We start from the raw sequence: 15487 nt of genomic DNA, 5'->3' as shown, positions 1-15487 counted from the left end.
TTACTATGCCAAAACGTACCGACTTAAAAAGCATACTGATTCTGGGCGCAGGCCCAATTGTCATTGGACAGGCATGCGAATTCGATTACTCAGGCGCGCAAGCCTGTAAAGCGCTTCGAGAAGAGGGATATCGTGTCATTTTAGTGAATTCCAATCCAGCCACTATTATGACGGATCCGGAAATGGCGGATGCGACTTATATCGAGCCAATACATTGGGAAGTCGTTGCCAAAATTATTGAAAAAGAACGTCCAGACGCCGTGTTACCTACAATGGGCGGTCAAACTGCTCTGAACTGTGCTTTGGATTTGAATAAGCACGGTGTCTTGCAGAAGTTTGGTGTTGAGATGATTGGCGCTACCGCTGATGCCATCGACAAAGCCGAAGATCGTGAGCGCTTTGACAAAGCAATGAAATCCATCGGATTAGCCTGTCCTCATGCAGAAATTGCGCATACCATTGAACAAGCCCACGATGTACTCAGCCGAATTGGTTTTCCGTGTATTATTCGTCCGTCATTCACCATGGGCGGAACCGGCGGCGGTATTGCCTATAACAAAGACGAGTTTGACGAAATATGCCGTCGCGGTCTGGACTTATCACCAACCAGTGAATTGCTCATTGATGAATCATTAATTGGCTGGAAAGAATATGAAATGGAAGTGGTGCGTGACAAAAATGATAATTGCATCATTGTCTGTACTATCGAAAACTTCGACCCTATGGGCGTGCATACCGGTGATTCAATCACCGTTGCACCGGCGCAAACTCTGACTGATAAAGAGTATCAGATCATGCGTAATGCGGCCATGGCGGTGTTACGTGAGATTGGCGTTGAAACCGGTGGTTCAAATGTTCAATTCGGTGTTGATCCGAAAACCGGTCGTATGGTTATTATTGAAATGAACCCTCGGGTATCTCGCTCATCCGCATTAGCTTCTAAAGCGACCGGTTTCCCGATTGCCAAAGTTGCAGCAAAGCTTGCGGTGGGTTACACCCTTGATGAATTAGCTAATGACATCACCGGTGGCCTGACGCCAGCGTCTTTTGAGCCTGCAATCGACTATGTGGTAACTAAAATCCCACGGTTTAATTTTGAGAAATTTGCCGGTGCAAACGATCGCCTGACTACTCAAATGAAATCAGTGGGCGAGGTCATGGCAATTGGCCGCAACCAACAAGAGTCATTGCAAAAAGCATTGCGTGGCTTAGAGGTTGGTGCCAATGGTTTAAATCCAATCATCGATATTAACGACCCCGAAGCTGAAAATATCATTATCCGCGAATTACGAGAGCCTGGTGCAGAGCGGATCTGGTATATCGCAGATGCCATCCGGATGGGCATGTCGGTCGAAGAATTATTTCATTTAACCAATATTGATCGTTGGTATTTGGTGCAGATTGAAGAGTTAATCCATTTAGAAGCCCAAGTCGCCGAACTGGGTTTATCCGGGATCGATCAAGACTTTATGCGTACGCTCAAACGCAAAGGCTTCGCCGATGCACGACTGGCGGAATTAACCAGTGTGGCTGAAAGCGATGTGCGAGAAGTGCGTCGAGAATTAAATGTACAACCGGTATATAAACGCGTTGATACCTGTGCTGCTGAGTTCTCTACCAGTACTGCGTATATGTACTCTTGTTATGATGAAGAGTGTGAAGCTAATCCATCAGACAAAGACAAAATCATGGTTTTGGGTGGCGGACCAAATCGCATTGGCCAAGGCATTGAATTTGATTATTGCTGTGTGCACGCTGCGCTAGCGATGCGTGAGGATGGTTATGAGACCATCATGGTCAATTGTAATCCTGAAACGGTGTCAACAGACTATGACACCTCTGATCGCTTGTATTTTGAACCTGTGACCCTCGAAGACGTGTTAGAGATCGTGCGCGTTGAAAAGCCCAAAGGTGTCATTGTGCAATATGGCGGACAAACGCCACTTAAACTTGCCCGCGCACTCGAAGCTGCAGGTGTACCTATTGTGGGTACCTCGCCTGACGCCATCGACAGAGCGGAAGATCGTGAACGCTTCCAGCAGATGGTTAACAAGCTTAATCTAAAACAACCAGCCAATGCGACCGTGAAAAACATGGAGCAAGCGTTGGAGCAAGCCAAGATCATTGGTTTCCCGCTGGTGGTACGTCCGTCTTACGTATTAGGCGGAAGAGCGATGGAAATTGTTTACGATCTTAAAGATCTTAAGCGCTACTTGAACGAAGCCGTTAAAGTATCCAATGATTCGCCGGTGTTACTTGATCGTTTCCTAGACGATGCCATTGAAGTCGATATAGACGCCATGTGTGATGGTGAAAATGTGGTGATTGGCGGGATCATGGAGCACATCGAACAAGCGGGTGTGCATTCAGGAGATTCAGCCTGTTCTTTACCGCCGTATTCACTGAGTGCTGAAATCTGTGATGTGATGCGCAAGCAAGTCACCGATATGGCAATTGAGTTAGGCGTTGTTGGCTTGATGAACACGCAGTTTGCTGTCAAAGACGGTGAAGTGTATCTGATAGAAGTGAACCCGAGAGCGGCACGGACGGTTCCTTTTGTGTCAAAAGCCACTGGTCGTCCGTTAGCTAAAATTGGTGCTCGCGCTATGGTCGGGCAGTCATTGTCATCGCAAAATGTGCTAAATGAAATTATCCCACCGTTTTATTCAGTCAAAGAAGTGGTGTTGCCCTTCGCTAAATTCCAAGGTGTCGATCCGCTATTAGGACCAGAAATGCGTTCAACCGGCGAGGTAATGGGAGTAGGGGATACCTTTGAAGAAGCGTATGCAAAAGCTAATTTAGGCGCAGGCGCACCTATTCCAGGCAAAGGAAAAGCACTGATTTCGGTTAGACAAAACGATAAAGCTCGGGTTGTGTCATTGGCCAAAAAGATGATCGACAAAGGATTTACCTTGGAAGCCACTGCAGGTACAGCTCTGCATTTACATAACGCTGGTGTTGCTTGCTCGGTAGTGAATAAACTCACTGAAGGGCGACCTAATATTGTCGATGCGATAAAAAATGGTGAGTACTGCTATATCGTGAATACCACCGAAGGCCGTAAGGCGATTGTCGACTCTGTGTATATTCGCCGAGAAGCATTACTTAACAAAGTAGCTTACACCACTACCTTAAACGCGGCATTTGCCACTGTAAACGCGCAAGAAGCGGAAGACCGCGCAAGAGTAACTTCAGTTCAAGCACTTCACCAAAGGCTTAACTGACGCAAAAGTTGTGGTAAACTAAGCCAAAGTTAATGATAAAAAGTGCGCACACAGTGCGCACTTTCTTGTTTGCAAACAAACATATTCATCAAGATAAAATTAAAACAAGCGAGTTTCAATTAATGAACCAATATCCAATGACGGCAAAAGGCGCAGACATGCTGCGCGCGGAACTTAACGAATTAAAATCGGTTAAACGTCCGCAAATTATTCAGGCTATCGCAGAAGCTCGTGAGCATGGTGATCTAAAAGAGAATGCCGAGTATCACGCAGCCAGAGAGCAACAAAGCTTTTGTGAAGGGCGTATTCAAGACATTGAAGGCAAATTATCTAACGCGCAAATTATTGATGTCACCAAGATGACCAATAACGGTAAGGTCATTTTTGGTACCACTGTGACTATTCTCAATTTAAATACCGAAGAAGAAACCACCTATAAGATCGTCGGTGATGATGAAGCAGACATTAAAAGTAATATGATTTCCGTTAACTCACCCATTGCCCGTGGATTAATTGGTAAAGAAATCGATGACATCGTTAATATTCAAACCCCCTCAGGTTCGGTCGAGTTTGAAATCATTGAAGTAGAATACATTTAGTCAATTTCAAAATGGGTCTGTAAAGCCGCGTCTTATAAAAATGCCGTTTGTGCGAACAAACGGCATTTTTTGATTCTTAGGCCAGCGTTAACCTCTCAGTTTTGCAAAAATCAACCTTATGGATTTTTATTTTTATTTTTGTTCGCAAATGACGGATTGTCTTTATTTATATAAAACGATTGGTTTGAAAATCCAATGCGAGTGCATTCGCCATCATCGTTCCAACTGTACGTTATAAACGAGTTGTCAGCCATAGACTTCATACTTTCAAGTAATACCGCATCTTGGGTTTGACAATATGCCAGTTCTCCATCGTCATCTTGTGCCTGACAAAAGCCGAAAACAAACCCGCCTTGATAGTGACGAATGCCGCAGCCGATGAAGGTGTCATCACCTTTGGTCCAGCGAGCGGTCATCATATCCCCATAGGCAATATTGTTATCTAAATCAATTATTACTGGAGCAGGTTGTGTGTAGCCAGCGTGGACTAAAAATGGCAAGCTAAACACGATTAAACACATTAATTTGGTTATAGATTTCATCTTAATTTCCTTTTATTGGTACTTAGTTTCACAATCTGCCTTCTAACTCGCCAGAATTTAGTGCTCTAACAAGTTTTCTTAGCATTTCTTTACGATTCTGTTGGTCTAGTTTGGCTATTTTTGATTGAAAAATTGCCATGTTGAGATCCGAAATCTGACCATCTGACAAATAGTAATCAAAATCGGACTGAACTTCGGATAAGTATTCCTGATCTACTTCCGGCGGTGGATTAGCCGCATATGGCTTTGCGGATGGGGTAGTCGCAAGCTTCGCTGTTTGGTTTTCCCTCAACGATGCGGTGATTTCCTCGTGGATGACGCCGCGTAAAAAATCAGCATGTTCATTTAATGCATCATCAACGAATAATGTGTTAGCGTCTAAATTTGCGTTATGAGAGTGTTCAGAAATAGAAGGTGAAGGCTCAGTCTGTTGTGCGACTATTTGTGATTCTAAATTAAACAACTTCGTTAAGATGAAGCCAATAAAAACCAGCTGCAATATATTTAAGCAAACCAGCACTTTCATACTAATTCCTTTTATCCATTAATTTATATCCATCAATCGTTATAATTTCAATTTGATAAGGTCGCATCAATTCCAATTTATAAGGACCATGTTGAATGTTTAGGATATCAATATAGTACATTAAATGAACTGCACCATAATTTCCGATAAGGAAGTCCTAAAGCAAATGTAAATTAAATGTTACTTTGACTAAAAAGCAGGTTGAGAATACTGAGATAGGCTTTTTCGCTGTTTCTATCACACCGTCTTATAAAGCATTGCATAAAGAGCGTGCTTTATGGCGTAAAACGACATGTGAAAACTGGCAATTGTTGCTATCGGGTAATAAACTGATTCTGTAGGATTAATATCATCTGGCACATCATCTTGTTGATGAGGTGTGTTTTTCGAGCAAATTGAGAGTGAAAGTGTATGCATTACCGCAAACAAGCTAACGGGTTTACCTTAATAGAACTAATCATTGTGATTGTCATTTTGGGCATTTTGAGTGCTGTGGCGTTACCTAAGTTTGTTAATTTTAGCTCAGATGCTAGAGCTGCAACGCTTTCAGGTTTATTAGGTGCGGTAAAGTCTGCTAACTCAATGGCTGTCAGTTATGCGCAACTTAAACGTGTAGAGGATAAATTAAATCAAGATGTGACGTTTCCCGATGGTAGCGTCGTCAGGTTTGACTACGGACAGTTAGAACATAGTTGGGAAACAGCGTGGCAATATTTGCTTGAGGGAACCTTTACCTTGAAGACCTCAGGCGGACTTTGTGATGCACCTACAGATTGGTGTGTTGATAGCGATTTTAATATCGGCGCTGATGTGACTGTGGCGGGATCAAGTAGTGCGGTGGTATTTTGGCCAAAAGGCACCAATACATCTGATAATTGTTATGTTTACTATGCGTATAGTGCCTCCAGTCGTGGAAATGAGCCTAGTATTGGGGAAATTAATACGGGCTGTTAACTTACTTTGTATCAACAATCCATTAATTCAATTTCTCGAGCAGTTATCCCAATATTTCGATAATGTCGTCGTTATTAGGGGATGGTGGTGGTCACTTTGACTCTCTTTTTTCAATTTTGTCTTTGTTAAGATAATTGCTCCACCTAAACCGTAACAGTTTCTTGTTATTTTGCCGATTACATTATGACGACTTGTGCAGTCTGATTTTATTGAATGTTAATTAAGTCGCAGATAAACGTTTGAATTTGAATAAATTCTTTTATTGGTGTAAAAAAATACTACTTCCTTATTCTGTACCAAATTTGGGATCCTAAAATATGTGGTGGAAACGAGCTGAAAAACGTGATGCAAAACCGGTCAGAGATCCAGTTGATATCGATAATGAATCCATAGTAGCGGCATTTAAAAAGTCGATGGCTATTATTGAATTCAGTCCTGAGGGCATCATTTTAGACGCCAATGAAAAATTCTTAAATACCATGAATTATGCGATTGATGAAATAATAGGTAAGCCACATCGAATTTTTTGTCCAGAGGACTATGTTCAGTCTAAACAATATGGTGTGTTTTGGTCAGACTTGGCAAACGGTAAGCCGTTTAGTTCAGAATGTTTACGTATTGATAAAAATGGTAATCATGTGTGGTTGGCAGCAAGCTACTGTCCCGTGTTTGATGAGCACCAAAAGGTATATAAGATTATTAAAATTGCCTCCAATATAACCCAAAGTGTAGAGCTCAAGCATGAATATCAGGGACGGGTTGATTCGCTTGATCGATCCATGGCGACCATTGAGTTCAATTTGGACGGAACTGTGTTAATCGCCAACCAAAACTTCCTAGATACAATGGGCTATAGACTAGAAGAAATTCAAGGCAAGCATCATCGTATTTTTTGCCCCGCAGAGCCGACAAGTGGTGGAGAACATCGCGCTTTTTGGCAGGCGTTAAATCGTGGCGAGTTTCAACAGGGACTTTACCAACGCATAAAAAAAACTGGGGAGGATGTGTGGTTAGAAGCGTCCTATAACCCTGTTTATAACAGTCAGGGGCAACTGGTTAAAATAATGAAAATTGCCTCTGATATAACGGCAACCATAGAGAAAAGGTTGGAAACTGCCGACCTTGCGCTCAAAGCTTCCGTGGAAACCGACGACATAGCCAGTGAAGGAGATAAGCGCATCAACGAAGCGATTGACTCGATGATTAAGGTCAATCGTGAACTACAATCATCTTCTGAGAACGTGGGGCAGCTGAATGAACAGTCCCAGAAGATTTCTAAAATTGTACACACCATTCATGAAATTGCGGATCAAACCAACTTACTTGCCCTAAATGCAGCGATTGAAGCAGCCCGAGCTGGCGAACAAGGTCGTGGATTTGCAGTAGTAGCGGATGAGGTTAGGCAATTGGCCTCGCGTACGTCCGCGTCGACTAGTGAAATTGAAAAGATGGTACAAGAGAATAACCGTTTAACTAACTCTGCAGTGACGTCTATTTCCGATATTCAAAGTTGCTCGGAAAACAGCATGGAGTTAATCAAACAAGCGGGTGAAGCCATCGCCATGATCAATGACCGTACTAATGAAATGGTTGATATTGTGCGTAAAATATCATCTTAGTCTTGTGGCTCAGTATGTCTGAGTTTCTGAATTAAGCGTATCTGCTTGGATGGTGTTACCTTTTCAATTATGCTGTAACAAGAACAAGTACTTTCAACCTTGTAAGATTAAATTTACTGAAATGAAATCACTCATTCGCAGTATTAAAATAATCACTGGATGAAGATGAAACGATTACGCGCTTGGCTCAAACTGATCATCATCGCGATGCTTAATATTCAGATGCTAACGTCCTTAGCAGCTAAAGAGGTTTCTGTTGCGGTTTATGACGAGCATGACAAATACGTAGCGGTGTCAGCTGCCTACGGTGTATCTTGGAAACTGATGGAGTTGGCAGCTAAATCTCAACAGATAGTCTTGGTACCACAACAAATTTCCTGGCAAGGTGGAATGAACCGTCTTAGAACTGCAAAAGTCGATCTGGTGTTCCCAGCATTTAAAACCACAGAGCGCGAAACATGGGGATTATTTACGTTACCCTTATTGCTGACCGGTTCCGCAATATTCACCGATAATAACAATCCAATAAGTGAGTTATCACAGATAGATTTTGAAAATGCATCAGTCGGAGTATCGGCTGATTCAGTCCAGGAGTGCTTGGCCAGAGAAGTCGGGTTTAAACATGTTTATGCCATCAAAGATCGTGCGCAGCTATATTCAATGTTGCAAGAAAAAAGAATCGATTACGTTTTTTTTGCTATCGCAGCGGTAAATTATTATTGTGTCCACCAAAGCAAGTTGGGGAGTTCCAATTGTTTGAAACAAATAGGCGTTCCCTATGGTGTTAAATCGGCGCACGCTGTCAGTCTAAACTCTCCTGAATCTAAAGCCATTATAGATTTACTGAACACAGGCTTTCTTGCAATTAAAGACTCTCAAGAAGTGGCAGGTTTATTTGCTCAATATCAATATTCCGAACAGGATTTGCAGAGTTGGCGAGCTTCTCTTAATAGTCAGTAGTCTAAGCTTTTTGAGCACTTACAGCTAAATAAAAAAGAGGAGTACAAGACTCCTCTTACACTTTTTAATCGTTGTTTAGTTAACTAAACTTGCTATAAACCATAGCGATGGCAAGGTTCCTTGTAGTTAACAAGATCAAGGAAGTTTCATTTCCTGAATTTTTTCGTAGGCTATTTCAGGCGCTGTGACCACGGGTTTTTCATGCAGGTTGTCTTTTAAAATTCCTTTGCGATGGGCGAGGCCCGCTTCCAGCTTTTTAGCGGCTTTATTGATTGCAGGATACATGACTTTGTCTTTTCCAGACGCCGCGATGGCCGCGCCTTCATAATTAGTTCTAAGCTCTACTTCGTATTCGCCGTGCTCTTTAGTAATGGTGACATCGAGACTGATAAGTGACGAATACCGGTTGCTAATTTTTTCAAACTTTTCCTCTAGATCTTCTCGGATGGTGCTGTTGATTTCGATATTGTGACCAGAAGCATTTATTTTCATATTTGATCCTTTTTAGATTGTGTAACACTTATACATAATTTAGATCGTCTACATAGTAACTCTTGGGGCAACTGTATTAAAAGACAATGGTTAATACAGCTTATTTTTGAAAAGCGTGGTCGTGTCGCAACACGGATTATGGACAATTAACTGACTATTCATACTAATAGTCTATCTGTAAATATGGATTTAGCCAGTTTACCTACGCCACTTTGCGATTTTTCTTTCTCGAGTACTAACGCAATAACATATTTGCATCAAGGGTAGATGAAATCAATCAAAACTATTTTGGGCTTAGACGATAATTAAAAAAAAGCGCCAGTCAACTAAGCTGACCGGCGCTATTTTTAACGTTAAGCATATCTATCTGGCTTAAAAAGTTACCTGAGCAGTAGCAGAACATGTGCTAGAAGCCAACTCGCATACTTGATAAGAGTATGAGCCAGCGCCTTTGCGGTTTAACTCATCAGTGTAAGCACCGTCATTATTAGTGGTCATAATTAACTGACCATCACGGTAAATATCTACCTGAGACGTGGTTGCACCTTCCCAAGTTAGATTCACGTTTTGTAAACCTTTGCGCTTAAATCCGTTAGCTTGTAACGTAAAGTCGCCAGAAGGAGGTGGTGGAGGTGGCTCTACATCCCCACAAGGATTAGACGTCAAGTAATCGCTTGCCGCGGCTGCTTGCACTATACCGTAACCAAAGTACACATCTTTACCGTTGGCACCGCCATCCATTGCTGTTTGTTTAAGAGCATTTCTAATATCTTCACCTGAACAGCTTGTGTGATTTGACCAAACCAACGCAGCCACACCGGCAACGGCAGGTGTTGCCATGGAAGTTCCACTTAGGAAACCATAATCACTGGCGCCGATATTGATATCAGCGGTAGAAGCCGCCACTAGTGCTGCGCGGTCTTCTTGCGCTGCGCCTACTGCTGGAATTGACGTGGTGTTGGTTTCACCCAAAGTGCCATAAAGCATTCCAGGCTCATTGTTGATGATAATGGCGCCGATTCCGCCTGACTGCTCACAGTTATTCACTTTATCGAAAAACGAAACTACGCCGCGGTCGATCACACACACTTTACCATTGGCGCCAGCGTCTTGTGCTTCAGCTGTGCCCATGAAGTAGGTCATGCCACTGACAAAGCCAGTATTTTCCATTGCAGATGAGGAAAAAGCACTACCATCGGCGCTAAGGCTTGCCGTGGTGGCTAATCCAGCAGGGAAGGTAGATAAGGTGTCAACACCTCCAGCGGTTGCTTCTACGCAAATCGTTTCATCAGTAACAACTCTTCTACCTTTACCGGTAGTACAGGAAGGATACTGAGAGAAACTTGCAATGTTATTGTTTGCGTCATTGGCACCGATCATCATGACTGCCGAGTAGCCAGCTGGGTAAGAACGTACTGAATTACCGTCGTTACCTGCGGCAGCGACAACTAAACCGCCGGCCGCTTTAAATGCTTCAAACGCATTCTCTTCAGTGCTATTGGCACCACCGCCACCTAAGCTCATGTTGATAATGTTAGCGCCTGCTGCACTACATAATTCCGCGGCATGAGCTAGGTCAGATGAGTAGCCCCAGCCGGCTGCGTTAAATACCTTGATTATGTGCATATCAACGCCAGGTGCCATACCGACTACACCATAGGAGTTATTTGCTGCACCTATAGTTCCCGCTACGTGAGTACCGTGCTCTCCGCCGGCTTCGTTCCAATTACCCGTACCAGGATCATTGTCTCCTTTTATTTTACTCCAAATAAAATCAGGGTTGGATGCATCTAAACCAGAATCAATAACACAGACTTTAATGTTTGCATTTGGGTTAAATGCAATTTGATTCGCTTGGGATTGATATACAGCATAAGGGGTGATTTGCTGCGTCATAGGGTCGCCAAGATCATCATTGAACAGCGCCATTGGACGACGAATTTGATCTTCTTCGACTAATTTTACGTGGGGGTTATTCATGATCCCTTTGATATCACTCAAGCTTTTACCTGAGATTTCAAAAGCGATAAAGCCGTTACCTTCTACTTTAACTGTTCCGCCAGCTTGGCGTGCTAAATTCTTAACGATACCTTTACCTGGATTATCTACTTGAACGATAAAGCGATCGGCTGCGTGTGCGGTGGAGAGGCCTAGTGCGAGTAATGTTGCTGAAACTAACGGTTTTAATTTATTTTTATTCATAGGATTTTGTCCTAACTACTTGTTGTTTAAGGCTTAGTTGTGCGGAACATCCTTTTTTGCAAACATCTTTTTTAATTGTATTTATATTGCAATTTGTGTGATCCATTCCAATAGGACAAACGAAACCTACCCCATAATGAATGTAAAAACAATGTTAAGGTTAACAATGTTGAATATAAATCGGCGTTATTTTGACCGATATTTATTGCGAAATGCGCTTGTAATACCGTTGATAGAGCGAAATAACTGGGGGGGGAAATCAGTTGATAGAGCGAAATAACTGGGGGGGGGAAATCAGTTGACAGAGCGAAATAACTGGGGGGGGGAATCAGTTGATAGAGCGAAATAACTGAGGGGGAAAATCAGTTGATGCAGACTAAAAAATAATTTCGTTGTGAAAAATAGCAAAAGAACGACTCAGAATTAGCCCATCGTTACGCAATGCCAAAAATGTGATTGGGATAGGTTGCTTAAAAAATCGTTTATAAGAGGTTAATTTTTGCGGCCAACAAGGCCAGAGAATTACTCCGGCTCGTCGGCATCCTTAATGCGTTCTAATCGCTCTTGCTCTTCAGCAAAAGCGGCTTGGATTTCTGCTAATACTGAATCGACATCTGGATCCCCCTCTGGCGCTGCAAAATATCCAGTTAACTCGGTTTCAGGCGTTAATTCGCCCGCTTCGAATAAGGTCCACATTTCTTCAGCATAAGCAGTATGTGCCAGTTCGGGTGCGTATTGGGCGTAGTAATCTGTCATATTGCGCACATCACGCTGTAACATACTAAATGCATTGTTATTGGCTGCTGCATTCACCGCCTGGGGTAGATCGATGATCACAGGGCCATAATCGTCAACTAAAACATTAAATTCCGACAAATCGCCATGAATTAAACCAGCACAAAGCATCAACATTACGTAGTACATGACTTGAGTATGATCTTCTATTGCTTGTTCGCTAGACATCGACACGTCGTTTAACCGCGGAGCGACATTACCTTGCTCATCGGTGATTAACTCCATTAATAACACGCCGTCATAACAACCATAAGGTTGGGGAACGCGAACTCCTGCCTTGGATAGGGTAAACAAGGCATCGACTTCAGCATTTTGCCATGCATCTTCTAGCTGTTTGCGTCCGTAGTTCGAGCCTTTTTCCATTGCTCTGGCTCGTCGGCTGTTTTTTACTTTTCGCCCTTCTTGGTACTGAGCGGCTTTTTTGAAGCTGCGTTTCAGAGCATCTTTGTACACTTTTGCACAACAAATGTTGCCTTGACTTTTTACCACGTACACAGTGGCTTCTTTACCGCTCATCAATTGGTAAAGCACTTCATCAATGAGGCCGTCTTCGACTAGAGGTTGTAATTGTTTAGGGATTTTCATCGCGCTGTTTATACAGTAGTACGGCTTTTTATTCCAATATTTTACAGTTGCAAATAATAGCCTTTTGAAAGGTTAAGTTCTAATTTTTGGCCGATTTGTTGAGCACCGCAGCGTGATGAGGGGTAACCCACATGGACACACTGATTGTTCGACTGGGAAAATATTGAGTAATATGAATTCCATTCCAAAGCGCGCAAAGAAATGAGTATACTATTGAACGCAAAATCAAATTGAATAGTGAGCTTTTTATTGTCTGGCGGAAGTACATTTTTATTTTTTCTAAGTTGGTTGTTTGGTGGGTGTTTAATCGTTCAATCTGCCCATGCGCAGCTCAGTGATAACAGGCTTAGTGAACTTCAATCCCAAGTGAGTCAGGCTCGAAAACAGGGGGATATGGCAAACGCTGATCAGCTTGCCAAGCTGTTTATGCAACAGGCTCAGCAAAGCAAAAATACAGGCATGATCGCTAGCGCTTTGTATGAACAAGCAAGCAACAATATGGCGCGTAATCAATACGAAAGCGCTGCAGAACGGCTAAATCACGCTATTGAAGACTTTCAAACTATCGACGATCGCATTGGATTGGCCAAATCCTATCGACAATTGGGCATGGTTCATCGATATCAAGCCAATTATCCGCTGGCACTAGAGTATATGTATCTGGCGTTACAGATATATCAACAAGTACAAGATTTAAACGCTATTAGTGGTATCCACAATGGTTTGGGGGTTATCTTAGAAAAGATGGGGCAGTACGAAGAAGCCTCTCAAGCACACCACAAAGCATTACAGTTAAACCGACAATTGGATGACCAGTCTGGTGTTGCCAGTGCATTGTATAATTTAGGTGATATACGTAGAGTGATGGGCGACTACGAACTGGCTTTAACTTATTTTACCGATGCACTAAAAATGGATCTCACCGCCGGTGATGCAAAAAATATTGCATATAGTTACCACAAGATTGGTTTTGTTAACTTACAAATGGGTAACGTTGCTGTCGCTCGCCAGAATATTCAAAAAGCGCGTGATATGTTCGTTCAAATTGAGGCACCTAGAGATATTGATTGGGCGAATGCATCAATGGCTGAGTTGTTAATGACCGAAGGTAAACTGGAGGAAGCGAAACAACTCATTGAGGGTGTCATTTCTAGAGCAATTGCAAATAACTACAAAAGCTTGTTAGTGGATGCCTATCATTTGGCAGGGCAAATTGCTTTTCGAATGGATCAAACGTCACTTGCGTTGGAGCACATAGACAAAGGCATAGAGCTTGCGCAAGTTCTTAATGAGCAATTTGATCAGGCACGACTTGAAAAGTTACGGGTCAAAGTTCATTTAAAAAATGATGCCCTGGCCGAAGCATTTGCTGCCTTGCAACGTCAGAAACAACTCGATGACAAATTAATGAACTCTCGTCGTCTTGATGCCATTGCCAATGTCCAAGCACAGGTTGAATTTGTCCGTCGTGAACAGCAAATAGACTTGCTAGAAAAAGAAAAAGCATTACAACAAGCAAGCTTGCAGCAACAAGAACTTTGGCGGAATATTATCATTTCCGGCATTATCGCCGCATTTGTGTTGATCTTTTTACTTTATGGTCGTTACGTTCAACGCAGGCTAAATGCTAATTTATCTGAACAAGTGCAGCTTCGCACTCTTGAACTAGAAGCAAAAAATAAGCAACTGCAGCAGGCATACCGGGAAATGGAGGCCATCAGCTTAACAGATAAGCTTACCGGCATTAAGAATAGACGTTTCTTGGAGCAATACATAAATACTGATCTGCAAAAGAGCTACCGTACCTACACAGACTTTCACGCCGGTAAAATCGAGCAACCACTACAATCCGACATTATTGTGTTCATGATTGATATGGATAACTTCAAGGATATCAATGACAAGTATGGTCACGCATCGGGTGATTTAGTGCTTAAACAGCTCACTCAGAGGATGGCAAATGTATTTAGAGAATCTGATTATTTGGTGCGCTGGGGCGGTGAAGAATTCTTAGGAATAGTGCGATTTATTGATCGCAAGGACGCCGTAATACTGGCTCAACGAATGCTCGAAGCCGTCCGCCAAATGCCGTTTTTGTTAGCGGATAATTCCGCTATCGATCAAACGTGCTCAATCGGGTTTGTTTGCTATCCGCCGTGCCCCAATTCCTCACAAGAAACGGACTGGTTAACCTTAGTCGCGATGGCTGATGCTTGTCTTTACGCTGCAAAATATTCAGGGAAAAATTGTTGGGTTGGGATAGAGGAAGTGCTCGACTCTACAATATGCAATCAAACCGTGTCGCCTCAAGCTTTAAATCAATGGCTTGATTTTGAACAAATTCGTATTAGGCACTCAAAAGACAGTATCGATGATATTAAATGGCTAAACGAGTAAATCGACAATGACATTTCATGAGTCAGTTCATAGGTTTTATCGGAGTATTAGTTTTTTGCGGACTTGATGCGTATCTTCGCTAAGTTGGCATGTCGGGGCGTGTTTGGTTAGATATTGAGGGCGAAACGGAGCCTGCAATTGTTGAGACTCCGATTGTTAATTTTTATTATTTTACGCTATGCAAAGCACAGACTTTGTTGCCACTAGGATCACGTAGATAGGCAAGATACAGTTTTCTGCCTGCGCCTTCTCGTAAACCTGGAGGATCTTCACAATCTGTGCCGCCATTGGCTAACCCCGCAGCATGCCAAGCATCAGCCAAGTCAGGGGTTTTAGCGGCAAAACCGATAGTGGTGCCGTTGCCGTGACATGCGGGCTGACCATCAATAGGCTTACTCAACGCAAAAACCCCACTGGCAGTGAAATAAAAACAGCGGCCTTTTTCATCAATAACACCTGGTTCATAGCCTAAAGCGCCAAGAGTCGCGTCATAGAACTTCTTCGATTGCTGAATATCGTTGGCACCTAACATAATGTGGCTAAACATGGTTTTTCCTCTTTATTTTCGTTATCTAACATCGTCATTTATTTG

The 15487-nt window shown here is 42.7% G+C and carries 12 protein-coding genes; 6 read left to right on the top strand and 6 right to left on the bottom strand.

All coding sequences use genetic code 11. The annotated features are described in order from the left end of the window. Window positions 1-5: 5 nt before the first annotated feature. A complete protein-coding gene (gene carB, locus ABD036_RS02755) occupies window positions 6-3224 on the top strand; it encodes a carbamoyl-phosphate synthase large subunit (RefSeq protein WP_343856262.1) in 3219 nt (1072 codons plus the stop codon). 122 nt (window positions 3225-3346) lie between these two features. Beyond that, window positions 3347-3823 (top strand): transcription elongation factor GreA, encoded by a 477-nt coding sequence (greA, locus tag ABD036_RS02750; protein ID WP_343856558.1) that lies wholly within the window; start codon window positions 3347-3349, stop codon window positions 3821-3823. Between the two features lie 116 nt (window positions 3824-3939). Here greA and ABD036_RS02745 read toward each other — a convergent pair whose 3' ends face one another. Beyond that, on the bottom strand, window positions 3940-4365 hold the full coding sequence (locus ABD036_RS02745) for a hypothetical protein (protein ID WP_343856260.1): 426 nt from the start codon (window positions 4363-4365) through the stop codon (window positions 3940-3942). Between the two features lie 28 nt (window positions 4366-4393). Beyond that, window positions 4394-4891 carry a hypothetical protein gene (locus tag ABD036_RS02740; protein ID WP_343856259.1) on the bottom strand — a complete coding sequence of 166 codons (498 nt, stop codon included), beginning with the start codon at window positions 4889-4891 and terminating at the stop codon, window positions 4394-4396. Window positions 4892-5302: 411 nt separating this feature from the next. Between ABD036_RS02740 and ABD036_RS02735 the strand changes: the two genes are divergently transcribed. From ABD036_RS02735 to ABD036_RS02725, 3 genes are all read left to right on the top strand, one after another. Further along, complete coding sequence (locus tag ABD036_RS02735) at window positions 5303-5845, top strand: prepilin-type N-terminal cleavage/methylation domain-containing protein (RefSeq protein ID WP_343856257.1); 543 nt, start codon at window positions 5303-5305, stop codon at window positions 5843-5845. 317 nt (window positions 5846-6162) lie between these two features. Further along, the gene (locus ABD036_RS02730) at window positions 6163-7464 is read left to right on the top strand and encodes a methyl-accepting chemotaxis protein (protein WP_343856255.1); all 1302 of its coding nucleotides are present in this window, start codon (window positions 6163-6165) and stop codon (window positions 7462-7464) included. Window positions 7465-7629: 165 nt separating this feature from the next. Continuing rightward, window positions 7630-8424, top strand: a complete 795-nt coding sequence (locus tag ABD036_RS02725) for a substrate-binding periplasmic protein (RefSeq protein WP_343856252.1) — start codon at window positions 7630-7632, stop codon at window positions 8422-8424. A gap of 135 nt (window positions 8425-8559) precedes the next feature. Here ABD036_RS02725 and hpf read toward each other — a convergent pair whose 3' ends face one another. The 3 genes from hpf to ABD036_RS02710 form a co-directional block, all read right to left on the bottom strand. After that, complete coding sequence (gene hpf, locus ABD036_RS02720; RefSeq protein ID WP_343856250.1) at window positions 8560-8916, bottom strand: ribosome hibernation-promoting factor, HPF/YfiA family; 357 nt, start codon at window positions 8914-8916, stop codon at window positions 8560-8562. Window positions 8917-9288: 372 nt separating this feature from the next. Next, entirely contained in the window at window positions 9289-11118 is a 1830-nt protein-coding gene (locus tag ABD036_RS02715; RefSeq protein WP_343856249.1) for a S8 family serine peptidase, read from the bottom strand. 522 nt (window positions 11119-11640) lie between these two features. Continuing rightward, complete coding sequence (locus ABD036_RS02710; RefSeq protein WP_343856248.1) at window positions 11641-12498, bottom strand: PA4780 family RIO1-like protein kinase; 858 nt, start codon at window positions 12496-12498, stop codon at window positions 11641-11643. Between the two features lie 237 nt (window positions 12499-12735). On the opposite strand from ABD036_RS02710, the gene ABD036_RS02705 reads away from it, so the two are divergent. Next, the gene (locus ABD036_RS02705; RefSeq protein WP_343856246.1) at window positions 12736-14895 is read left to right on the top strand and encodes a tetratricopeptide repeat-containing diguanylate cyclase; all 2160 of its coding nucleotides are present in this window, start codon (window positions 12736-12738) and stop codon (window positions 14893-14895) included. Between the two features lie 166 nt (window positions 14896-15061). Here ABD036_RS02705 and ABD036_RS02700 read toward each other — a convergent pair whose 3' ends face one another. Next, on the bottom strand, window positions 15062-15442 hold the full coding sequence (locus ABD036_RS02700) for a VOC family protein (RefSeq protein ID WP_343856244.1): 381 nt from the start codon (window positions 15440-15442) through the stop codon (window positions 15062-15064). Between the last annotated feature and the right edge of the window lie 45 nt (window positions 15443-15487).

The organism is Aliiglaciecola litoralis (assembly GCF_039523355.1).
GTDB lineage: Bacteria > Pseudomonadota > Gammaproteobacteria > Enterobacterales > Alteromonadaceae > Aliiglaciecola > Aliiglaciecola litoralis.
The sequence above is the reverse complement of the archived record's forward strand: the minus strand, read 5'-3'. Positions and strand labels throughout refer to the sequence as shown.